Annotated in this window: 19 protein-coding genes and 1 tRNA gene; 14 read left to right on the top strand and 6 right to left on the bottom strand. The window is 69.1% G+C overall.

Features of this window, described 5'->3' with window-relative positions:
* The first annotated feature begins 60 nt into the window (after window positions 1–60).
* On the top strand, window positions 61–846 hold the full coding sequence (locus QLQ86_RS02295; protein WP_326521263.1) for a DUF3750 domain-containing protein: 786 nt from the start codon (window positions 61–63) through the stop codon (window positions 844–846).
* Window positions 847–1,078: 232 nt separating this feature from the next.
* Here QLQ86_RS02295 and QLQ86_RS02290 read toward each other — a convergent pair.
* A tRNA-Met gene (locus QLQ86_RS02290) sits at window positions 1,079–1,155 on the bottom strand.
* Between the two features lie 190 nt (window positions 1,156–1,345).
* On the opposite strand from QLQ86_RS02290, the gene phbB reads away from it, so the two are divergent.
* Window positions 1,346–2,092 (top strand): acetoacetyl-CoA reductase, encoded by a 747-nt coding sequence (gene phbB / locus QLQ86_RS02285; protein ID WP_282734021.1) that lies wholly within the window; start codon window positions 1,346–1,348, stop codon window positions 2,090–2,092.
* Between the two features lie 104 nt (window positions 2,093–2,196).
* Here phbB and QLQ86_RS02280 read toward each other — a convergent pair whose 3' ends face one another.
* The gene (locus QLQ86_RS02280) at window positions 2,197–4,977 is read right to left on the bottom strand and encodes a DUF349 domain-containing protein (RefSeq protein WP_282815785.1); all 2,781 of its coding nucleotides are present in this window, start codon (window positions 4,975–4,977) and stop codon (window positions 2,197–2,199) included.
* 258 nt (window positions 4,978–5,235) lie between these two features.
* On the opposite strand from QLQ86_RS02280, the gene minC reads away from it, so the two are divergent.
* From minC to sbcB, 4 genes are all read left to right on the top strand, one after another.
* On the top strand, window positions 5,236–6,003 hold the full coding sequence (gene minC, locus QLQ86_RS02275; RefSeq protein WP_282734019.1) for a septum site-determining protein MinC: 768 nt from the start codon (window positions 5,236–5,238) through the stop codon (window positions 6,001–6,003).
* Between the two features lie 71 nt (window positions 6,004–6,074).
* A complete protein-coding gene (gene minD / locus QLQ86_RS02270) occupies window positions 6,075–6,893 on the top strand; it encodes a septum site-determining protein MinD (RefSeq protein ID WP_282734018.1) in 819 nt (272 codons plus the stop codon).
* On the top strand, window positions 6,890–7,141 hold the full coding sequence (gene minE / locus QLQ86_RS02265) for a cell division topological specificity factor MinE (RefSeq protein WP_040184914.1): 252 nt from the start codon (window positions 6,890–6,892) through the stop codon (window positions 7,139–7,141). Before minD ends, minE begins: the two co-directional genes overlap by 4 nt.
* Before the next feature lie 108 nt (window positions 7,142–7,249).
* Window positions 7,250–8,740 carry an exodeoxyribonuclease I gene (gene sbcB / locus QLQ86_RS02260; RefSeq protein WP_282734017.1) on the top strand — a complete coding sequence of 497 codons (1,491 nt, stop codon included), beginning with the start codon at window positions 7,250–7,252 and terminating at the stop codon, window positions 8,738–8,740.
* A gap of 69 nt (window positions 8,741–8,809) precedes the next feature.
* Here sbcB and QLQ86_RS02255 read toward each other — a convergent pair whose 3' ends face one another.
* On the bottom strand, window positions 8,810–11,668 hold the full coding sequence (locus QLQ86_RS02255) for an insulinase family protein (RefSeq protein ID WP_282815784.1): 2,859 nt from the start codon (window positions 11,666–11,668) through the stop codon (window positions 8,810–8,812).
* Window positions 11,665–12,351, bottom strand: coding sequence for an SOS response-associated peptidase (locus tag QLQ86_RS02250; RefSeq protein ID WP_282734110.1), 687 nt, complete (start codon window positions 12,349–12,351; stop codon window positions 11,665–11,667). The genes QLQ86_RS02255 and QLQ86_RS02250 overlap by 4 nt, the downstream gene beginning before the upstream one ends.
* A gap of 189 nt (window positions 12,352–12,540) precedes the next feature.
* On the opposite strand from QLQ86_RS02250, the gene QLQ86_RS02245 reads away from it, so the two are divergent.
* Window positions 12,541–13,158: a TetR/AcrR family transcriptional regulator gene (locus QLQ86_RS02245; RefSeq protein WP_282734111.1), complete on the top strand. Its 618-nt coding sequence runs from the start codon at window positions 12,541–12,543 to the stop codon at window positions 13,156–13,158.
* Window positions 13,158–13,862, top strand: coding sequence for a 1-acyl-sn-glycerol-3-phosphate acyltransferase (locus tag QLQ86_RS02240; RefSeq protein WP_282734112.1), 705 nt, complete (start codon window positions 13,158–13,160; stop codon window positions 13,860–13,862). The genes QLQ86_RS02245 and QLQ86_RS02240 overlap by 1 nt, the downstream gene beginning before the upstream one ends.
* 3 nt (window positions 13,863–13,865) lie before the next feature.
* Here QLQ86_RS02240 and QLQ86_RS02235 read toward each other — a convergent pair whose 3' ends face one another.
* Both QLQ86_RS02235 and QLQ86_RS02230 read right to left on the bottom strand, forming a co-directional pair.
* The gene (locus QLQ86_RS02235; protein WP_282734113.1) at window positions 13,866–15,149 is read right to left on the bottom strand and encodes an HlyC/CorC family transporter; all 1,284 of its coding nucleotides are present in this window, start codon (window positions 15,147–15,149) and stop codon (window positions 13,866–13,868) included.
* Window positions 15,150–15,225: 76 nt separating this feature from the next.
* Entirely contained in the window at window positions 15,226–16,026 is an 801-nt protein-coding gene (locus QLQ86_RS02230; RefSeq protein ID WP_282734114.1) for a cytochrome C assembly family protein, read from the bottom strand.
* A gap of 224 nt (window positions 16,027–16,250) precedes the next feature.
* Here QLQ86_RS02230 and ffh point away from each other — a divergent pair, with 224 nt between their 5' ends.
* From ffh to xerD, 6 genes are all read left to right on the top strand, one after another.
* Window positions 16,251–17,672: a signal recognition particle protein gene (gene ffh, locus QLQ86_RS02225; RefSeq protein WP_282815783.1), complete on the top strand. Its 1,422-nt coding sequence runs from the start codon at window positions 16,251–16,253 to the stop codon at window positions 17,670–17,672.
* Window positions 17,673–17,900: 228 nt separating this feature from the next.
* Window positions 17,901–18,149 carry a 30S ribosomal protein S16 gene (gene rpsP, locus QLQ86_RS02220; protein WP_133637530.1) on the top strand — a complete coding sequence of 83 codons (249 nt, stop codon included), beginning with the start codon at window positions 17,901–17,903 and terminating at the stop codon, window positions 18,147–18,149.
* 40 nt (window positions 18,150–18,189) lie between these two features.
* Entirely contained in the window at window positions 18,190–18,738 is a 549-nt protein-coding gene (gene rimM, locus QLQ86_RS02215) for a ribosome maturation factor RimM (protein ID WP_282734116.1), read from the top strand.
* A gap of 56 nt (window positions 18,739–18,794) precedes the next feature.
* Window positions 18,795–19,556: a tRNA (guanosine(37)-N1)-methyltransferase TrmD gene (gene trmD / locus QLQ86_RS02210; RefSeq protein WP_282734263.1), complete on the top strand. Its 762-nt coding sequence runs from the start codon at window positions 18,795–18,797 to the stop codon at window positions 19,554–19,556.
* A gap of 160 nt (window positions 19,557–19,716) precedes the next feature.
* On the top strand, window positions 19,717–20,073 hold the full coding sequence (rplS, locus tag QLQ86_RS02205) for a 50S ribosomal protein L19 (protein ID WP_282734117.1): 357 nt from the start codon (window positions 19,717–19,719) through the stop codon (window positions 20,071–20,073).
* Window positions 20,074–20,190: 117 nt separating this feature from the next.
* Window positions 20,191–21,093, top strand: a complete 903-nt coding sequence (xerD, locus tag QLQ86_RS02200; protein ID WP_282815782.1) for a site-specific tyrosine recombinase XerD — start codon at window positions 20,191–20,193, stop codon at window positions 21,091–21,093.

Here is a 21,093-nt window from a genome sequence, read left to right as displayed (position 1 = left end):
GGGGATGAATTTGCTGTACAGATGCGGGTGATCGCCCGCGACTTCAAGGGGAGCCGGCCTGTGATACGACGAATTCTGCGAATGGTCTCCGGGCTGGCGGTGCTGCTGGCCCTGCTGCTGGCCGGGCCGCTGTGGATGCTGGCCACCGAGCGCGTGGAGGGCCGTGGCCACTGGTCCACGGCCGATCGAACCTCGGCCGGCCTCGCCCCGCCCCCTGCCGAAGCCTCCGAGGCGGTGGTGCAGCTCTATGCGGCAAGGGCCTGGGGATGGCGCGGCGCCTTCGGCGTGCATACCTGGATCGCCACCCGCGACGCCGGGGCCGAGGCCTGGAGGATGCACCATGTGCTCAGCTGGCGCCGTCCGGCCCTGGTGTCGCGGTCGACCACCGCGCCGGACCGGGCCTGGTACGGCAGCGAGCCCGTGCTGCTGGCCGACTACCGGGGCGCGGCGGCCGCGCGGCTGGTTCCCGGGATCGAGGCGGCGGTGGCGGCCTATCCCGCCCCCTCGACCTACCGTGCCTGGCCGGGGCCCAACAGCAACACCTTCACCGCCTGGGTGGTCCGCGAGGTGGAAGGGCTCGAGGCGACGCTGCCGGTGACCGCGGTGGGCAAGGACTATCTGCTCGACGGCGTGCTGGCAGAAGCGCCGGGTGGGCTCGGCGTCACCGCCTCGCTGGGCGGGCTGCTGGGGCTGACCTTGGGGCGCGACGAGGGGCTCGAGCTCAATCTGCTGGGCCTCTCGCTGGGGGTCGACCCGCGGCGCCCGGCGCTCAAGCTACCGGGCATCGGCCGGCTGGGCATGGCGCCCCTCATCAAGGGGCGAGGGGAAGGCAGCGGGGACCGCTGAATCTGAAACGACAGGGAACCGATTACCGACGGTCATGCCGGATACGAAAAGCCGATTCCCGCAGGATTGGGCTTTCTCAATATTTGGTAGCGGGGGCCGCTGAATCTGAAACGATAGGGAACCGATGACCTTCCCGGGGTTGTGAAGAGCTGAGCCCGGCGAGTTGCCAGCAGGTTCTGCTGCAAGCATGAAAAAGGCCAGAACCTCTTGGTTCTGGCCTCCCTCATAAATTTGGTAGCGGGGACCGGATTTGAACCGATGACCTTCGGGTTATGAGCCCGACGAGCTACCAGACTGCTCCACCCCGCATCAACGTGTGGCGTATTCTACAGGCTATGCGCCTTTGGTCAAGGATTGATTTCAAACGCTCGTCCCGGTGGCACTCCCTGGTCCATACTCCATCTGCTGTCATCAAGGTGACAGATCAATGAACAAGACTGGTGATGGCCGGCCTGGCGCCACGCCACACAAGATGTCATGCATATCAGGGAGGTAGTCAATGACAACTCAAGCACCCGTCGCCTGGGTCACCGGTGGTACCGGGGGGATCGGCAGCGCCATCTGCCGTTCGCTCGCCTCGCAGGGCTACACGGTGGTTGCGGGATACCACAACCCGGACAAGGCCAAGGCCTGGCTGGAGACCCAGAAGGCCGAGGGTTTCGACAACATCGACATCGCCGGGATCGACCTGGTCGACTTTGATGCCTGCGTGAAAGGGGTCAAGGAGATCGAGGAGAAGCACGGCCCTGTCAGCGTGCTGGTCAACTGTGCCGGGATCACCCGGGACGGCACCATGAAGAAGATGACGCCTGAGCAGTGGCACGAGGTCATCGACACCAACCTCAACAGCGTCTTCAACACCTGCCGCAGCGTGATCGAGAACATGCTCGAGAAGGGCTATGGCCGGATCATCAACATCTCGTCCATCAACGGCCGCAAGGGCCAGTTCGGCCAGGTCAACTATGCCGCGGCCAAGGCGGGCATGCATGGCCTGACCATGTCGCTGGCCCAGGAGACGGCCACCAAGGGCATCACCGTGAACACGGTGTCACCCGGCTATATCGCCACCGACATGATCATGAACATTCCCGAGAAGGTCCGCGAGGCCATCCGCGAGACCATCCCGGTCAAGCGCTACGGGACGCCCGAGGAGATCGGCCGCCTGGTGGCCTTCCTCGCCGACCAGGAGTCGGGCTTCATCACCGGCGCCAACATCGACATCAACGGCGGGCAGTTCATGGGCTGATCGCCCGACCGTCGCACGCCCCCTGTCGCCGGCGACCCCGGCGGCAGGCACGACAGCGCGAGGCAGATGCCTCGCGCTGTTTCGTCGGTGGGCGGCTTTCTGGCTCAGGGCGGGGGCAGTTCGGCCAGACTCTCGAGCATGCGGTCGAGCTCGCCCACCTCCCGCTCCCAGAGTCCCTCGGGCATCGGGCCGGTGGCCAGCAGGTCGGCCAGTATCTGGTGGAGCTCCTCGGCGCGTGAGGTCTGCTGGCCCAGGCTGTCGTTGAGGCGTTCGACCTGGATCGCCAGGCGCAGCGGGTCGTCACGCTGGTTGACGCGTCCGCCGGCCAGCAGCGAAAGGTGGGCCCGCAGGCGTGCCAGTCGCTCCTCCACCGCGTCGTCCGCGCCGCCCCGGCGGGCGGCGTTGCGACGTTCGTGGGCGTCACGCAGTGCGCTCGGCAGGGCCAGGCCGTCCGGGAGGGCGACCTCCTCGACGGGGCCGCCGGCGAGACGCCGGGCGTCCGCCTGCAGGTGGGCATTGAGCAGGGGGCGGATGGCCTGCCAGCGCTCGGCTTCCTCGGCCAGTGACAGGCGCGCCAGGCGCTCACGGCGGACCCGCACGATACCGCTCCAGCGGCGCCGCATGCCCTCGCTGCGCCGTCCCGAGGGCAGGGGCTCGAGTGCCGTGGCCTCGCGCACGGCCTCGTCCAGCACGCTGGCCTCGCGGCTGTGCGACGGATGCCAGCTGTCGAGCCGGTCGATCAGCGCCTGCATGGCATCCAGCCGGGCCCGGTTGCGCTGGACCTGGTCATCTCGGGCGGCCTCGCGGCTGGCGAAGATGTCGTCGCATAGCGAGCGGAATTCGCGCCACAGGGCCTGCTCCTCGCCCTTGGGGGCGCGTCCCAGCTCGCGCCAGCGGCGCTGCAGCGCCTTGGCCTGGTCGGCCCGCTTGGACGCTGGCATGTCCCGGGCCAGCAGTTCGCGGGTCTGCTCGATCATGTCACGCTTGGCCTCGGCGATCTCCCGGGCGCGCCGGTCGATCAGGGCCTGGAGGTCATGGCGGATGCGCCCGAAGCGTCGGCCGATGGTCTCGGCCTCCTCCCGGGGCACCGGAGCGAAGCGGCGCCACTGCTCCCGCGAGCGGTCCCGGATCTCGCGCAGCGCATCGGGGTCGGCTTCGTGGGCGGGCTGCTCGAGCAGCGTCTCGAGCTGCTCGCACAGGGCCTCGCGGGCCTCGAGGTTGCGCTGGCGCTCGGCCAGCTGGCGCTCCCGCCAGGGGGCCAGGCGTTCGTGGATGCGATCGGAGGCGGCACGGAAGCGGGCCGACTGCTCACGGTTGGCGGCGGCATCGCCCAGGGCCTTCCACTCCTTGACCAGCTGGCGATGGCGGCGATCGAGCTCGGCCTCGGTCGGCGGGGGGGTATCGGCCAGTCCCTCGATGGCGAGGCACAGCTGGTCACGCTTGGGACCGGCGACGAAGCCGCGCCAGTCCCGGAGCTCGGCGAGTCGCGCCGCGAGGCGCTTGAGTCGAGCCTGATGGGGTTGCAGCGGTGCCTGGGGGAGCTGGTCGGCCTGCTGGCGCAGGCGCTGGTGGAGCCGACTGGCGCCCTTGAAGGCGCCGCTCTCCAGCAGGCGCTCGAGCTGGTCGAGCTCCTCGACGAAGCGCGACAGCCGGGCGTCCAGGTCGCCGTCATCCCGAGGAGGCTCGGCGGCGAGACGCTGTCGGGCACGCTGCAGCAGCGGCGCCGGTGCCAGTCCCTGAGGCCAGCCGCAGGCCTCCACCAGGGCCTCGAGGCGTTTGTCATCGCCATCGGCCAGGGCCTGTTCGATCGCCTCGGCACGCTCGTCCAGGCGTACCCGCGCCTGGACGATGCCTTCATAGGCGGCAAGCGCCCTGTCATAGCGCTCACGCAGTGCCTCGTCGGCCAGGTGGTGGTCGGAGAGGGCCTGCCAGCGGGTGGCCAGCAGGCGCTTATGGGCGCGCAGGCTGGCGATGTCCTGGTCGGTGAGCCGGTCGCCCTGATGCAGGCCCTCGAGGCTCTCCTCCAGGGCCTCGATCAGGGCCTCCCGGGTCTGGTCGGCACTCTCTCGCTGACGATGGTCGGCATCCCGCGCATGCTCCTGGGCCTCGTGGTCGCCGATGACCTTGCGGCAGCGCAGGCAGGCATCCTGGTAGCGCCGCTCCTGCCGGGCGTCCGGCAGGTCCTCGAACTTGGTCCACTCGCGCATCAGGTGGCGGAAGCGGCCGGCATAGAGCGGTTCCCAGGGGCTGCCGGCGTGCTGCTCGAGTGTCTCGAGCAGTGCCTCGCGGCGTTCCCGGGCCGCCGCCAGGGAGGCGGCGTCGGCCCGCAGTCGGTTGAGGCGTTCGCGTGCCTTGCGGGCCACCTGGCGGTCGCGCCGGGCCTCGTGGGCCAGCCGTGAGAGTCCCGCCTCGCTCTCGACCCGGGCGGCGGCGGCATGGCGCACAGCCGCGATGCCGTTGTCACAGGCCTGGCGGATCAGGTCCTCTTCCGCCTCGAGGCGGGCCAGGGCGGCGAGTCTAAGCTGCAGGTTATCGCCCTGCAGGGCCAGCTCGTTGAGCAGCTCGGGATCCTCGAGCCGTTCCACCAGGGCGATGCGTGTCGGCAGGTCATGCTGGCCGTGGCGGCCGGCGAGCAGGGCCACCAGGTGGCGTCGCAGCTCCGGGGGGGCGTCTCCCTCCCGGCACAGGTCCAGCAGGCGCTCGGGATCCTCCAGATGGGCCAGGGCCGCCTCGCGTACCCCGGGATCGGGGTCGAGGGCGAGCTGCTCAAGGGCACGGCGCTGGTCATCGCGGGCCGGGTCGAGACGTGCCACGGCCTGGCGGCGGACCTCGGGGTCCGGATGTTTCCAGCGCGGGGCGAACAGGCGACGAAGGAGTCCTGACATGGGGCATCCTGACAAAGGGAGCGCGCCCCGGCGGGGGCGCGGAACAATCGTTATTGTTGGCGGCAATGGCGCGGGGCCTGGGTCGAGAGTATCTAAGCACGTGCCGAGGCTGCAGAAAAGTCCAGCCGGCGGCGAGGTGTGGCCATCCGGAGACACTGACAACGGCCGCCCCTTGACCGTATGATCGGTTGCAGGGGCGCAGCCACTCGCTTAGCTTTGTGGCTGTACCCCGATCATCACCCGACGTGGAGTTCGGCAATGAGTCTCAAAGTGGACAGGGACAGCATGGCATTCACCTTCAAGGGGGGGATGCTGCCGATGACGGTCATGGAGCTGACCAGCGCCGATCCCGAGCGCATCCGCGAGCAGCTCGCGGGCAAGCTCAGCCAGTCGCCGGCCTTCTTCCAGCATACCCCGGTCGTTCTCAACGTCGAGAAGCTCGATGAACCCCACCTGGCCCTGGAGCGCATTTGCGCGGTCTGCCGGGCCCACAAGTTGTTGCCGGTGGCGGTGCGCGGCGGTCCGGACCCGGTCAAGCAGTCGGCCTGGGCCCTGGGGCTGGGCTGGTTTCCGCCCCAGGAGGCCTCGCGCCCGCGCCCCCTGGAGAGCGTCGCCGGTGACGGCGACGACGAGGTGGCCGAGCCGATAGCGCCGGCAGGGGAGGCCGAGATGCCGGCCCCGCTGCCTGGCACCACGGCGGGCGGTCGCATCTACCGCGGCACGGTGCGCTCCGGGCAGCAGGTGACCGCGCCCGAGGGCGACCTGGTGGTGGTGGGGGCGGTCAATGCCGGCGCCGAGGTGCTCGCCGCCGGCAGCGTGCATGTCTATGGCGCCTTGCGCGGGCGTGCCCTGGCCGGCATCCATGGCGATGCCCAGGCCGGTATCTTCTGCCGTGAACTGCATGCCGAGCTGCTCTCGGTGGCCGGCAACTACAAGCGCCTCGAGGACATCGACCCGCGCCTGCTGGGCACCACCGTGCAGGTCCGGCTGAGCGATGACCAGTTGGGCATCACGCCGCTGGCCTGATGCCGGCCACCGCGTGGCAGCCGCGCTTGCACCACCATTCCCTTTCATCATCACAAGACAGGATGCGACACTTGGCCAAGATCATCGTTGTGACCTCCGGCAAGGGTGGGGTCGGCAAGACAACCAGCGCAGCCGCCATCGCCACAGGGCTGGCGCTGCGTGGCAAGAAGACCGTGGTCATCGACTTCGACGTGGGGCTGCGCAACCTCGATCTGATCATGGGCTGCGAGCGTCGCGTGGTCTACGACCTGGTCAACGTGATCCAGGGCGAGGCGGGGCTGAACCAGGCGCTGATCCGTGACAAGCGGGTCGATAACCTGCACATCCTGCCGGCCTCCCAGACCCGCGACAAGGACGCCCTGACCCAGGAGGGCGTCGAGAAGGTGCTCGATACCCTGACCAAGGACTTCGACTTCATCATCTGCGACTCCCCGGCGGGCATCGAGCGCGGCGCCCAGCTGGCCATGTACTACGCCGACGCGGCGATCGTGGTCACCAATCCCGAGGTCTCCTCGGTGCGCGACTCCGACCGCATCCTCGGCCTGCTGGCCTCCAAGACCCGGCGCGCCGAACGCGGCGAGGACCCGATCCAGGAGCACCTGCTGATCACCCGCTACAACCCGAGCCGGGTCGACCTGGGGGACATGCTCAACCTGGAGGACATCCGCGAGATCCTGGCCATCGACCTGCTTGGCCTGATCCCGGAGTCGGAGGCGGTGCTGCGGGCGTCCAACCAGGGGGTGCCGGTCACCCACGATGACGACAGCGATGCCGGCCAGGCCTACGCCGACACCGTGGCCCGCCTGCTGGGCGAGGAGGTCCCCCTGCGCTTCCACGAGTACCAGAAGAAGAGCCTGTTGAGCCGCATGTTTGGAGGAGTCCGCCGGTGAAGTTGCTCGATTTCCTGAAGCGAGAGCGCAAGAAGTCCGCGTCGGTCGCCAAGGAGCGGCTGCAGATCATCGTGGCCCATCAGCGCACCCAGCGGGGGCAGCCGGACTACATGCCGCTGCTGGAGAAGGAGCTGCTGGAGGTGATCCGCCGCTACGTGCAGATCGATGACGACGCGGTGAACATCACCCTCGACAGCGAGGACAACTGCTCGGTGCTGGAGCTCAACGTGACCCTGCCCAAGTCCTGAACAGGCAGCCCCGAGCGCGTCCTGGGCACGAGCCCGGCGGCTGAGTCGTCCGCGGGGCTATGCTAGGCTGGAGGCCGTGAATTCACGCCTTTCGGAGAGCTCCCGCCCATGGCGCAGTCCCCCGCCGCCCCGCAGTCCTTCCTGTGGCACGATTACGAGACCTTCGGTGCCGATCCGCGTCGCGACCGGCCCTCCCAGTTCGCGGCCATTCGCACCGATGCCGATCTCAACGAGATCGGTGAGCCCCTCGAGCTCTTCTGCAAGCCGGCCGATGACTTCCTGCCCCATCCCCAGGCCTGCCTGATCACCGGCATCACACCCCAGCAGGCCCGCCGCCGCGGCCTGCCCGAGGCCGAGTTCGCCGGCCGGGTCGAGGCGGCCATGGGCGAACCGGGCACCTGTGCCCTGGGCTACAACAGCCTGCGCTTCGACGACGAGGTGAGCCGCCACCTCTTCTACCGCAACCTGCTCGACCCCTATGCCCGGGAGTGGCAGAACGGCAACTCGCGCTGGGATCTGATCGACGTGGTGCGTGCCTTCCATGCCCTGCGCCCCGAGGGCATCGAGTGGCCGACGCGCGACGATGGCGCGCCGAGCTTCAAGCTGGAACACCTGACGGCCGCCAATGGCATCGCCCATGCGGGGGCCCATGACGCCCTGGCCGACGTTCGCGCCACCATCGCCCTGGCGAGGTTGCTGCGCGAGCGCAACGGCAAGCTCTTCGACTACCTGCTGGGGCTGCGCGGCAAGCGGGCCGTCGCCCGGCAGCTGGACCTGCCCGGGCGCAAGCCGGTGCTGCACATCTCGCGTCGCTACCCGGCGAGTCGCGGCTGCAGCGCCCTGGTGATGCCGCTGGCCGAGCACCCCTCCAACCCCAACGGGGTGATCGTCTTCGACCTCTCCATGGATCCGACCCCGCTGCTGGAGCTCACCCCTGAGCAGATTCGCGAGCGGGTCTTCGTCAGCAACGATGACCTGGCGGAGGGGGCCGAGCGCATTCCGCTGAAGGTGATCCACCTCAACAAGTGTCCGGTGCTGTTCCCGACCAGCGCCCTCAAGGACGTGGAGGGGCCGCACAAGGGCGAGTATGGCGCGATCGTCGAGCGACTGGGGCTGGACCTGGCCGCCTGCCGGGCACACTGGAAGCTGCTGTCGAGTCGCCCGGAGGTCGCCTCGCGTGTCGCCGAGGTGTTCGCCGCGCCGCATCCCGAGCCGCCGCATGACCCGGACCTGATGCTCTATGCCGGTGGCTTCTTCTCGCCGGCGGATCGCCAGCAGATGCAGCGGGTGCGCGAGACCGACCCCTGGGACCTGGTGGGGGCACGCTTCGCCTTCCAGGATCCACGCCTCGAGGAGATGCTGTTCCGCTACCGGGCCCGCAGCTATCCGGAGACCCTGGAGAGCGAGGAGCAGGCACGCTGGGAGGCCTTCCGCTGGGAGCGCATGAACGATCCGGCCGTCGCGAGCCTGACCCTCAAGGAGTTCGCCCGGGAGATCGAGCGGCTCAACGGCGTCCCGCTCTCCGACCGTGACCGGCAGATCCTCGAGGAACTGGTGATGCACGTGGAGGCCATCATGCCGCCCCAGGCCTTCGACTGACGATCCGGTTCCTTTCCCGATGCCAACGACAGCGCCCGGCCGATGGCCGGGCGCTGTCGTGTCGTCGGGTCAGTCGTCGTGCTTGGGCAGGGGGGCCAGGTGGCGGCTCAGGGGAAGCACGTCACTGGGCTCGTCACCCGGGTCGAAGCTGACTCGTGCCACGGCGGCCTTGCGCAGTGCCGGCCAGCCCTCACGCAGCTCCTCGGCCGTCACGGCCAGGGCCCGCTCGGCGATGCGGCGGTGCCGGTCGAAGGTGGTATCACCATAGGCGAGGGTGCGCCACAGGCGGTTGGTACGTCCGGCAAGGCTGGTGTCGCGCTGCATCAGCTCGTCGTGCACGGCCTGGCGGTAGGGGGCCAGGTCCTCATCGTCGAGTGCCTCGAGCCGCTTGGCGAAATCGTCCAGGAAGGCATCGATGCGGGCCTGGATCGCCTCGCTTCCGGTGTCGGGGGACTGCACCAGCAGGCTGATACCCGGCGCGTCCAGCATCGGCGAATAGCCCGCGTTGACCACGTAGCCGAGTTGCTCCTCGGTGCGCAGGCGCTGGTAGAAGGGGGTCTCCAGCAGCTGGCCCAGCACCGCCAGTCGCGCCTGGCTGTCGAGCGAGCGGTCCGGTCCCTGCAGGTAGCGCAGTACCAGCGACTCCTCCCGGGTGGTGGCCGGGGTCAGGGCGGGCAGGTCGTCCGCCCGCAGGGGGACGAGATCCGGAATCTCGTCGGCTGCCAGGGACGGAGAGAGCGCCTCGGCGACCAGCCGGGCCTCGCGCTCGGCGAGCGCGGCGTCGAGGTTGCCCACCGCCATGGCCTCCAGGTGCAGCTCGGCCAGGAAGAGCTCGCGGAAGTCGCGCAGGTCCTCCACGCCCAGCTCGCGGCTCGCCTCGAGCAGGACATCGGTGGGCCACTGGGGACGCACCAGGGCCTCGGCCAGGGTGCGGTGGGCCTGCCGGTAGAGGGCATCCTGAGGGGCGTTGCGCCATTCGCGCTGCAGGCGGTAGAGCACCCGGTCGAAGCTCCCCGCGTCGATCTCGCCCTCCTGCAGCTGGGCGAGCACCCGGGCAATCAGCCGGTCCTGGCGGTCCCGCCAGCCGGAGAACGACAGGGTGATGCCCCGGGCGTGGGCATAGGCCTCGAAGTCATGGCCGGCCAGGCGTGCCGGGTAGAGGGTCTCATTGAGGCTGTCGCCGAGCCAGCCGGCGAGCAGGCGGGAGAGCGCCGCCTCGCGGGCCTCTTGGCTGGCGGCGGGGTGCTGCAGGCTGATGCGCCACTCCACCTTGGGGGTGTCGAAGCTGGCATCCGCCTTGTGCCAGAAGCTGAAGCTCGGCTCCTCGATGCGCTTCTCGGGCACCTCGTCCTGGCCGTCGAGCAGTTCGAGGTCCTCGGCGATGTAGGGATTGGGCTCAGGCAGGGCGAGGCCCGCCAGCGGTTCGGCGTCGGTCGCGGCCTCGACCTCGCGCCATGGCGCATCGAACCAGGGCGAGACCTTCTCGCCCTCGACGTCCGGGCCGCTGTAGAGTCGCAGCAGCCGTTCGGGCCGCAGGCCATCGAGCCAGCGCACGATCTGGTCGCGATCAAAGCCGTCCATGCGGTAGGGCGCGACGTTGACATCCGCCAGCGGATAGCGTGACAGGTTCATGGCCAGCCGCATGGCATCGCTCTGCGGCGAGCCATGCTGCTGGAAGCGGAACTGCTGCTCGGCCAGGCGTGCCTGCTCCTCGTAGCGCCAGGCTTCCAGGCCGGCGTCGCGGATCTGGTCGATGGCGGCGAACAGGCTTTCCTGGATGCGGTCGAGCCGGTCGGCGCCGGCCGGCGTCAGACTGATGTCCACGGCGAACAGCGCATGGCGACCGTCGCCGCGGGTCACGCCCGCGGAGAGGCCATCGGCCCAGCCGGCCTCGCGCAGCACCGCGAGCAGGCTGCCCTCGCCCTCGTGACCGAGCAGGTGGGCCAGGTAGTCGGCCGGCTTGTGGCGGTAGGCCTGCTGGGGGTCGGGCACCGGGAACAGGAAGCTGACCCGCTGGCTGTCGCGCACCGACTGCATCTCGGCAGCGCGGGGCAGGGTCTCTTCCGCCACCAGCGGCGCCTCGATGACCGGGCGGGAGAGGCCGCGGTCCGGTATCTCGGCGAAGCGCTCGGTGACCAGTGCCTCCAGGTCATCGAGGGGCTGGGGGGCGACCACGGCCAGGTGCATCACGTTGGCACCATAGTGGTTCTCGTAGAAGTCGATCACGCGCTCGCGCAGGCTCGGCTCGCCCTCGGGGCGGTCGGCCAGGGTCTCGCGGCTGCCCACCGAGAAGCCGGTGGTCGGGTGGTCGGGGTTGAGCAGCTCGTTGAGCACGTCCTGGGCGCGGCGCCCATCCTCGCGGAGTCGGGCCTGGTATTCGGAGTGCACCACGTTGCGCTCGCTCTCCAGCCGGTCGGCGTTGAACAGCGGGGCGACGAAGAAGCGGCTGAACCGGTCCAGGGCCCCGGGCAGCGCATCGGGCTCGATGTCGAAGAAGTAGTTGGTGTCGTGGGGGGCGGTGAAGGCATTGTGGCTGCCCCCGTGGCGTGACAGGTAGGCCTGGTAGGCATCCGACTCGGGATAGGCGTCGGTGCCCAGGAACAGCATGTGCTCGAGGAAGTGGGCCAGGCCGGCCAGATCCTCCGGGTCCTGGGCGCTGCCCACGCCCACGTTCAGCGAGGCGGCGGCCTGGTCGGCCTCCGGGTCGCTGACCAGCAGCACGCTGAGGCCGTTGTCGAGGGTCAGCGCACGGTAGTCGCGGTCGTCGTGGGGGCTGACCCGCGGCGAGACGACCTTTTCGATGGCCGCCTCCGCCTCTGGCGCCTCGGCCCGGGCGGCCAGTCCCGTCATCAGGGACGCGGCCACGGCGAGCCAGGCGAGCAGGCGGACCGGCTGGCGGAAGGGGGCAGGCAAGGGCTGTGTCATCATCGCTCCTGTGGGACGGGGTGGCGCAGCATGGGCCCGATGGGATGGGCGCAGGCCGGATCCTGGTTGGCGGGGTCATTCACACGTCTTGATACCGGAAAGGCGCCAAACAGTTCCCCGGGAGCGGGCGCAAGAAGCGCCTGCGCTTCCGCCATCGGGGTCTGGGGGTCGAGCCAGCGTTGGGCCTCGGCGGGGTCGATCACCGCTGGCAGTCGGTCGGTGAGCGGGGCGAGCAGTGGCCCCGTGGGCACCGTGATCAGCGCCATGGAATCATTGTACTCGCTCAGGGTGGTATGGAAGCGGCACCAGAGTCCCGCCAGCAGCAGCGGGCCCCGGTCGACGCGGGTCACCAGGAAGGGCTGCTTGAAGCGTGGCTGCGGCTTCCACACGTAGATGCCGCTGGCCGGCACCAGGCAGCGGCGCGCGCCGAAGGCCTCGCGGAACATGGGGCGGGCCGTCAGTGCCTCGGCCCGGGCACAGTGGGGCGCATGGTCGAGCACCTTCAGCCAGGGGGGCGTGAGCCCCCAGAAGGCATTCACCAGGCGCGGCCGCCCCCCTTCCAGGCGCACGATCGACAGGGGGCGACGCGGCGCCAGATTGGCGCCGGTGACCAGGGTGGTCTCGGCGACCAGGTCGGGCAGCAGGCGCTCGAGCTCGAGGGGGGCGATGTGCAGTCGGCCGGCCATGGGGTCTCCGGGGTGGTGGGGCGTCAGGGTAACCAAGTCGACCCGGCGAGAAAAGCGGCGAACGGGCGGTGATCCTGTCCCCGGCTTGCATCGTCATTCGTGTGGGATATCCTGTCGAAAACAGTGTTCGATGAGAGTATCCTTGTCGCCCGACCCGCGATGCCCGCGACTCTTCCTGCGAGGAAACCGATGGCCCGTCCCAGACAGCATGCCCCCGAGGCACTCCATGCTCAGGTCATGGCCGCATGCGATGCCTGGCTGCAGGAGCATCCGGCCCACACGCTGTCGCTGCGTGCCCTCGCCCGGGAGGTCGGCTGTGCGCCGAGCACCCTGCTCAAGCTCTACGGCAGCTTCGGGAACCTGCTGCAGCACGTCAACATCGAGACCCTGGCGCGCCTGCGCGGGGTGATCGAGCCGCTGCTGGCCGACATCGCCCCCGAGGAGCGGCTCAAGGCGCTGGCCAGCGCCTACTGGCAGTTCGCCCGCCAGGATGCCTATCGCTGGCAACTGCTGTTCGACTATCCCCTGGCCCAGGAGGGGGAATTGGACCAGCGCCAGAACGAGATGATCGAGGGCCTCTTCCTGCGCGTCGAGGCGACCCTCAAGGAGTACCAGCCGGCGCTGGACGACCTGGAGGCACGGCGGCTGAGCCGCACCCTCTGGGGCAGCGTCCATGGCCTGGTCCAGCTGGGGCTCAACGAGCGCCTCGGCTACTGGCAGGGTGAGCCGCTGGAGGTGCGCGAGCTGCTCGACCAGCTGCTCGCGACCATCCTGGCCGGCCTCAGGCACGCGCCCGGCGTGACGTGATGACCCCCTGGCTATGGGGGGTCACGAGCCTGGCGGTAGTGGCGGGGAGCTGGCGACTGGCCAGTGCGCCCCGCCCCTTCCTGCGCTGGCTGGTCTTCCTGCTGGTCCATCTCGTCTATCGGCTGCGATTCCGCGGTCGACACCACATTCCCCCGCGTGGCCCGGCCATCGTCGTCTGCAACCACGTCAGTTTCATGGATGCCCTGGTAGTGGGCGGGGCAAGCCCCCGGCCGCTGCGCTTCCTGATGGACAAGCCGATCTACGAGTCGCCCTGGCTCAACTGGCTGTTCCGCCTGGTGGGGGCCATTCCCGTGGATGCCGACCGTCGCGATCCGGGCAGCGTGCGCCATGCGCTGGTCGAGGTCAGCCGCGCGCTGCGCCAGGGCGAGGTGGTGATGGTGTTTCCCGAAGGACGCCTGACGCCGGACGGCGAGATGCACCCCTTTCGCCGCGGCCTCGAGCTGATCCTGGCCCGGGATGCGGTGCCAGTGGTGCCCGCCGGGCTGGCCGGCCTCTGGGGCTCCTGGACCTCGCACCATGGCGGTAAGGCGCTGACCCGGCCGCCTCGCCGGTTCCGGGCGCGGGTGGCCCTTTTCTTCGGTGAGCCCATGCCGGCCGGCGAGGCGAGCCGGCGCAACGTCGAGGCCCGGGTGCGGGCACTCAAGGCCGAGGCCGAGGGCTGGGCCGACAGCGCGCGGAGGTAGGGGTCAGCCGCGGCGCGGGGGGCGCCGCACCGGCTGCCAGCAGCGTGCCGCGGTGATCAGGTTGTCGCGGACCTCGAGGATCTCCATGCGCACGCTGCCGATCTGCAGGCAGGCCGGCCCGTCGGGGAAGGACTCCAGGTGCTCGAGGATCACGCCATTGAGGGTCTTGGGGCCATCCGTGGGCAGCAGCCAGCCCAGCGCCTTGTTGATGTCGCGGATGTTGGCGGTGCCGTCGATCACGTGGCTGCCGTCTTCCTGCGGATGGATCTCCTGGTCCAGGCCCGCCACGTCGGTGGTGAACTCGCCGACGATCTCCTCGAGGATGTCCTCCAGGGTCACCAGCCCCTCCACATCGCCGTACTCGTCCACCACGATGCCGATGCGCCGCTTCTGCTTCTGGAAGTTGAGCAACTGGGTATGCAGCGGGGTGGACTCGGGGATGAAGTAGGGCTCGCGGGCCTCCTGGACGATGGCCGCCTTGGTCACCTCGCCGCGGGACAGGAAGCGCGCCGCATTGCGCAGGTGGAGCATGCCGATGATGTTGTTGATGTCGCCCTTGTAGACCGGTACCCGGGTGTGCTGGCTGGTGCGGATGCGGGCCAGGATCTCCTCCAGGTCGTCGTCCAGGTCGAGGCCCATCACCTCGTGGCGCGGCACCATGATGTCGTTCACGGTAACGTTCTCGAGGTCGAGGATCGACAGCAGCATCGCCTGGTGGCGGCGCGGGATCAGGGTGCCGGCCTCGTGCACCACGGTGCGTAGCTCGTCGCGGGTCAGGTTGTCGGCGCCCCCGTCGATGTTCCTGACCCCCAGCAGGCGCAGCAGGCCATTGGAGATCGCGTTGACCAGCCATACCAGCGGGTAGAGCAGCTTGAGCAGCGGCTCGAGCACCAGCGAGGCAGGGTAGGCGATGCGCTCCGGCTTCACCGCCGCATAGGTCTTGGGGCCCACCTCGGCGAAGATCAGGATCACGATGGTGAGGATCAGCGGGGCGATGGCCGGGCCGGTCACCTCGCCGAAGAAATGGATGGCGACTACCGTGGCGATGGCCGCGGCCAGGTTGTTGACCAGGTTGTTGCCGATCAGGATCACGCCGATCAGCCGGTCGGGGCGGGCCAGCAGACGCAGCACGCGCTGGGCGGCGCGCTCACCGCTGTTCGCCTGGTGGCTCAGGCGATAGCGGTTGATCGACATCATCCCGGTCTCGGAACTGGAGAAGAAGGCGGAAAGACAGATGAGCAGAAACAGCAGGCCGAACAGCAGTCCCAGCGGGAAGTCGTCACTCAAGTCGAAGGGTCCTCAAAGGCGTATCAGGCTCGAGTTGTAGGGGGTCGGTCATCCGGTGTCAAGGCGCGTGCAGGCGTCAGCCGCGGTCGAGCAGGATCTCCAGCACGAACTTGCTGCCGAAGTAGGCGATCAGCAGCACCAGGCAGCCCCCCAGGGTCCAGCGGACCGCCCGCATGCCTCGCCAGCCCAGCCGGTGGTGGCTGAACAGCAGGGTGGCGAAGATCACCCAGGCGGCCAGCGAGAGGATCGACTTGTGGGCCAGGTGCTGGGCGAACATGTTGTCGAGGAACAGGAAGCCGCTGACGATCGACAGGGTCAGCAGGACCATGCCGGCCCAGATCAGCTCGAAGAGGATCCGCTCCATGGTGGTCAGCGGCGGCAGCGACTGGACCACGCCGCGGATATGGTGGTGGCGCAGCGCCTGGTTCTGGACGCCGAGCAGCACCGCCTGGATGGCGGCGATGGCCAGCAGCGCGAAGGCCAGCGCGGAGCTCAGGGCGTGCAGGGCGATCCCCGGTGTCATGCCGGCTCCACGCTCGGGGCTCGGCAGGCCGACGGCCAGCAGCAGGGTCAGGCCGGCCAGCGGCAGCAGGCCGGTGGCGACGTTGAGCACCGGCTTGACGAGGCTGACCACCAGCAGCACCAGGACGGCCAGGCCGCTGGCCAGCACCGCGCTGGTCGAGAGCCCGGGCAGCAGGGAGTCGCCGCGGACCAGCAGCGCAGCGGCCAGGGGCAGGTGGCAGAGCAGGCCGAGCAGGCCCAGGACTCGCACCAGCATGGCGCGGGGCGGCACTCGCCGGGCCAGGGTCAGCCCCTGCCAGGAGGCGGCACCGAGATAGAAGATGAAGGCCATGACGGCAAGTGATAGCGGCTGCATCGATCGCTGTCCGTGCGCCTTCGCCAGCGCTGGTGGTAGGGAATGGAGCCGCTACTATACCGAATCCGCTTGGCCGCGCACAGCATGTCGGTGCCCCTCGCGGGGCCGGGAATGCCCGCCATGCATGGAGACTGGCGGCCACAGGGCGTATAATTTTCGACCATTGCAGGGAGCCCCCGGTCGGTGCCGGGTAGGCTCTCCGGCCATCGTGAGTGGAGAGGCCCATGTTCCAGAATCTCAGCGAGCGTCTGTCGCAGACGCTCAAGTCTATCAAGGGTCAGGCGCGCCTGACCGAGGACAACGTCAAGGACACCCTGCGCGAGGTGCGCCGGGCGCTGCTCGAGGCCGACGTGGCCCTGCCGGTGGTCAAGGCGTTCATCGACCGCGTGCGCGAGCGCGCGGTGGGGCAGGAGGTCTCCCAGAGCCTTTCCCCGGGGCAGCAGTTCGTCAAGATCGTCCAGCAGGAGCTCGAGGCGATCATGGGCGAGGCCAACGAGGGGCTGACCCTCAAGGGCACCCCGGCCGTGGTGCTGATGGCCGGCCTGCAGGGCGCGGGCAAGACCACCTCGGTAGCCAAGCTCGCGCGCTACCTGCGTGAGCGGGAGAAGAAGAAGGTGCTGGTGGTCTCCGCCGACGTCTACCGCCCGGCGGCCATTGACCAGCTCGAGACCCTGGCCCGCGAGGTCGAGGTCGACTTCTTCCCGTCACGCTCCGACCAGAAGCCCGTCGACATCGCCGAGGCGGCGATCAAGCATGCCAGGATCCAGTTCCATGACGTGGTGATCGTCGACACCGCCGGCCGCCTGGCCATCGACGAGGCGATGATGGCCGAGATCCAGGCGCTGCATAAGGCCGTGGTGCCCGCCGAGACGCTGTTCGTCGTCGATGCCATGACCGGCCAGGATGCCGCCAACACCGCCAAGGCCTTCCACGAGGCGCTTCCGTTGACCGGGGTGATCCTCACTAAGGCCGATGGCGATGCCCGCGGCGGTGCGGCGCTGTCGGTGCGCCACATCACCGGCAAGCCGATCAAGTTCATGGGCGTGGGCGAGAAGGTCGATGCCCTCGAGCCCTTCCATCCGGACCGCGTGGCCTCGCGGATTCTCGGCATGGGCGACGTGCTGTCGCTGATCGAGGAGGCCGAGCGCACCGTCGACAAGCAGAAGGCCGAACAGCTGGCCAGGAAGGTCAAGAAGGGCCAGGGCTTCGACCTCGAGGACTTCCGCGACCAGCTCCAGCAGCTCAAGAAGATGGGCGGCATGGGCGGCCTGATGGGCAAGCTGCCGGGGATGGGCCAGATGGCCGAGATGGCCCAGGGCCCCGGCCCCGAGAAGGAGCTGGGCAAGCTCGAGGCGCTGATCAACTCCATGACTCCCCAGGAGCGGCGCAAGCCCGAGATCATCAACGGCTCGCGCAAGCGGCGCATTGCCGCCGGGGCCGGCCTGCAGGTGCCGGACCTGAACCGCCTGCTCAAGCAGCACAAGCAGATGCAGAAGATGATGAAGAAGGCGGGCAAGAAGGGCGGCATGCAGAAGATGATGCGCGGCATGTCCGGCATGATGGGCGGCCCGGGCGGCCCGGGCGGCCCGGGTGGACCCGGTGGCATGGGGGGCATGGGCGGTCCCGGCGGCATGCCGTGGCGCTGAGCCTGCCCGCCGCGGGCCGGCTCCCGCAAAAAGGTTTCCAAGTCGGGCGGTTTTCCGTAGAATGTCGCGTCTTCACTGGCAGGACCGCGATCGACGCGGCCATCGTCGTGACCGAATGACCCGAAGCCGGGCCGTCGGCCCGCTTCCCGTAGCAGATCGTCGAGGGCCAGCAGGGTATCGGTACCTCGGCCGAAACATCCGCAACTTCAACCGAAGGATAATCAACGCATGGTTACCATTCGTCTGGCACGTGGTGGCGCCAAGAAGCGTCCCTTCTACCACCTCACCGTGACCGATTCTCGCAAGTCCCGTGACGGCCGCTTCATCGAGCGCCTGGGCTTCTTCAACCCCGTGGCCCGTGGCCAGGAAGAGCGCCTGCGCGTCGACCTGGAGCGCATCAGCCACTGGCAGAGCCAGGGTGCCCAGCTCTCCGACCGCGTCGCCGAGCTGGTCAAGGAAGCCCGCAAGCAGGCCTGAAGGGTCTGACTTGCCGGCTGCAACGGTCCAGGGGTCGTCGATGAGCGAAAATGCGCAAGCGCAGCCCGCCGACGATCATGTGGTGCTGGGCACGCTGACCAGCCCCTACGGTGTCAAGGGCTGGCTTAAGGTGTACTCGTACACCAGCCCCATGGAGGGCATCCTCGACTACGCGTCCTGGGTGCTGCGCCAGGGGACGACGCTGACCCGGGTGGGCGTCGTCCAGGGGCGTCGCCAGGGCAAGGGCCTGGTGGCCCGGCTCGAGGGAATCGACAGCCGCGAGGCGGCCGAGGCCCTGGCCGGGGCCGAGATCCTGCTGCCCAAGGCGGAACTGCCCGCGCTCGAGGCTGATGACTACTACTGGTATCAGCTGGAGGGTCTCCGGGTGGTGACCCGCGAGGGACTGGCGCTTGGACACATCGCCTATCTCTTCGAGACCGGCGCCAACGACGTCATGGTCGTCAAGGGCGAGGTCGACGAGGGCATCGAGGCACGCGAGCGGTTGCTGCCCTACCTGCCCGGCGAGGTGGTGCTGGACGTGGACCTCGAGGCCGGCGTGATGACCGTCGACTGGGATCCGGATTTTTGATGGCACCAGGTTTGACGGAAACCGGTCTGATGGCACCCGATTCGACGTCGGCCGACATGTGGATCGGGGTAGTATCGCTGTTTCCCGAGATGTTCGAGGCGATCACTCGCCATGGCGTCACGGGCAGGGCGGTGGAGAAGGGGCGCATCGCGCTCGAGTTCTGGAACCCCCGGGACTATGCCACCGACCGGCATCGCACCGTGGACGATCGCCCCTATGGCGGTGGCCCGGGGATGCTGATGAAGGTCGACACCCTGCGCTCGGCCATCCACGCCGCTCGCGAGCGGGCCGAGGCGGCCACCGGGAAACGGGCGAAGGTCATCTACCTGTCGCCCCAGGGGCGCCGCCTGGATCAGCGGGGCGTGCAGGAACTGGCGTCGGGCCCACCCCTGGTGGTGGTGGCCGGACGCTACGAAGGCATCGATGAGCGGGTGGTGGAAGCCGACATCGATGAGGAGTGGTCGATCGGCGACTATGTGCTCAGCGGCGGCGAGCTGCCGGCCATGGTGCTGATCGATGCCGCGGCAAGGCTGGTGCCCGGAGTGCTGGGCCATCAGGATTCCGCGGTCGAGGACTCCTTCAACGACGGACTGCTGGATTGTCCGCACTATACGCGCCCGGAGGAAATCGATGGGCGGCGGGTGCCGGAGGTCCTGCTCAGCGGCCACCATGGCGCCATCCGGCGCTGGCGGCTCAAGCAGTCCCTGGGGCGGACCTGGCTCAGGCGCCCCGACCTGCTGGAAGGCAGGACGTTGAGTGCCGAGCAGTGCGAGCTGCTCGAGGAGTTCATCGAGGACTACGCGCTGACCAGCCGATAGGTCAGGGCGGAGGTGCAGGACGCCACGACGCCCCGAGCGGGCAGGCGGACCTGTGTCACCAACGCATTCCCGCGCTCTCGAGCTCGACTCGGGCGCCGGGATCACGGTTCGCCGGCGACCCAAGCCGACCGGCGGATCAGGTTATCAAGGAGTCAATGTCATGAGCAGCAAGAACAAGGTGATCCAGGCGCTCGAGAGCGAGCAGATGAGCAAGGAAGTGCCGGTCTTCGCCCCCGGCGATACCGTGGTCGTCCAGGTCAAGGTCAAGGAAGGCACCCGCGAGCGCCTCCAGGCCTTCGAAGGCGTGGTCATCGGCAAGCGCAACCGCGGCCTGAACTCGGCCTTCACCGTGCGCAAGATCTCCCACGGTGTCGGTGTCGAGCGGACCTTCCAGACCTACAGCCCGCTGGTCGACTCCATCGAGGTCAAGCGTCGCGGTGACGTGCGCCAGGCCAAGCTGTACTACCTCCGCGAGCGCAGCGGCCGGTCTGCCCGCATCAAGGAAAAGCTGGCCTGAGGCGAGCGCCTCTGCCGGCCCGTGGTGCCGGGGCCCCAGGCCCCGCACCCCTTGCGAAACCCCGTCACCGCTCCGCGGGGCGGGGTTTCGTGCTGCTGGGGCATGTCCGGGAGCCCTATGGAAACCACCATGGATGCGGGCACGCTGGTCGATGCCTTTCTCGACGGCCTGTGGCTGGAGCGGGGCGCGAGCGCCAATACCCTGGCCGCCTATCGCCATGACCTGAGTGCCTGGCAGGCTCGCCTCGAGGGCGTCGACCAGCGGCTGCTGGCACCGGCCGGCGGGGTGCTGCCGGCCTGGCTCGACGAGCGTCGCGACGCCGGTTACAGCCTGCGCAGCAACGCCCGTCTGCTATCCAGCCTGCGGGGGTTCTACCGCTGGGCGCTGGCCGAGGGGCTCGTCGACCACGACCCGCTGGCCGAGGTTCGCCTGCCCCGGGTGCGCCCCTCGCTCCCTGATACCCTGGAGGAGGCCGAGGTGGAGCGCCTGCTCGCGGCCCCGGACCTCACCACCGACCTGGGCATGCGCGACAGGGCCATGCTCGAGGTCCTCTACGGGGCCGGGCTGCGTGTCTCTGAGTTGGTCGGGCTGACCACCGACGCGGTGAACCTGCGCCAGGGCGTGGTCCGGGTGCGGGGCAAGGGCGACAAGGACCGCCTGGTGCCGCTGGGCGAGGAGGCCGTGGCGTGGCTGACTCGCTACCTGCGCGGCGCCCGCGGCGCGCTGATGGTCGACATCACACGGCCGGCGCTGTTTCCCGGGCGTGGCGACCGCTGCCTGACGCGCCAGGCCTTCTGGCACCGCATCAAGGCCCATGCGCGTACCGCGGGCATCGACCGTCCGCTGTCGCCGCACACCCTGCGCCACGCCTTCGCCACCCATCTGTTGAATCATGGGGCCAACCTGCGTGTCGTACAGCTGCTGCTCGGTCACAGCGACCTCTCGACCACGCAGATCTACACCCATGTGGCGCAGGTGCGACTGGAAGCCCTGCACGCCCACCATCATCCTCGAGGCTGA

This window comes from Halomonas rhizosphaerae (assembly GCF_030012485.1).
GTDB lineage: Bacteria > Pseudomonadota > Gammaproteobacteria > Pseudomonadales > Halomonadaceae > Halomonas > Halomonas rhizosphaerae.
This window is presented reverse-complemented; position numbering and strand designations above follow the sequence as displayed.

Coding starts and splice junctions, on each gene's coding strand:
- QLQ86_RS02250 (WP_282734110.1), bottom strand. CDS start 12,351: ATGGCCGGCCGACTGCACATCGCCCCCCTCGAGCTCGAGCGCCTGCTG.
- sbcB (WP_282734017.1), top strand. CDS start 7,250: ATGGCGCAGTCCCCCGCCGCCCCGCAGTCCTTCCTGTGGCACGATTAC.
- minC (WP_282734019.1), top strand. CDS start 5,236: ATGAGTCTCAAAGTGGACAGGGACAGCATGGCATTCACCTTCAAGGGG.
- rimM (WP_282734116.1), top strand. CDS start 18,190: ATGAGCGAAAATGCGCAAGCGCAGCCCGCCGACGATCATGTGGTGCTG.
- QLQ86_RS02280 (WP_282815785.1), bottom strand. CDS start 4,977: ATGTCAGGACTCCTTCGTCGCCTGTTCGCCCCGCGCTGGAAACATCCG.
- rplS (WP_282734117.1), top strand. CDS start 19,717: ATGAGCAGCAAGAACAAGGTGATCCAGGCGCTCGAGAGCGAGCAGATG.
- phbB (WP_282734021.1), top strand. CDS start 1,346: ATGACAACTCAAGCACCCGTCGCCTGGGTCACCGGTGGTACCGGGGGG.
- QLQ86_RS02230 (WP_282734114.1), bottom strand. CDS start 16,026: ATGCAGCCGCTATCACTTGCCGTCATGGCCTTCATCTTCTATCTCGGT.
- rpsP (WP_133637530.1), top strand. CDS start 17,901: ATGGTTACCATTCGTCTGGCACGTGGTGGCGCCAAGAAGCGTCCCTTC.
- QLQ86_RS02240 (WP_282734112.1), top strand. CDS start 13,158: ATGACCCCCTGGCTATGGGGGGTCACGAGCCTGGCGGTAGTGGCGGGG.
- xerD (WP_282815782.1), top strand. CDS start 20,191: ATGGAAACCACCATGGATGCGGGCACGCTGGTCGATGCCTTTCTCGAC.
- trmD (WP_282734263.1), top strand. CDS start 18,795: ATGTGGATCGGGGTAGTATCGCTGTTTCCCGAGATGTTCGAGGCGATC.
- ffh (WP_282815783.1), top strand. CDS start 16,251: ATGTTCCAGAATCTCAGCGAGCGTCTGTCGCAGACGCTCAAGTCTATC.
- QLQ86_RS02255 (WP_282815784.1), bottom strand. CDS start 11,668: ATGATGACACAGCCCTTGCCTGCCCCCTTCCGCCAGCCGGTCCGCCTG.
- QLQ86_RS02245 (WP_282734111.1), top strand. CDS start 12,541: ATGGCCCGTCCCAGACAGCATGCCCCCGAGGCACTCCATGCTCAGGTC.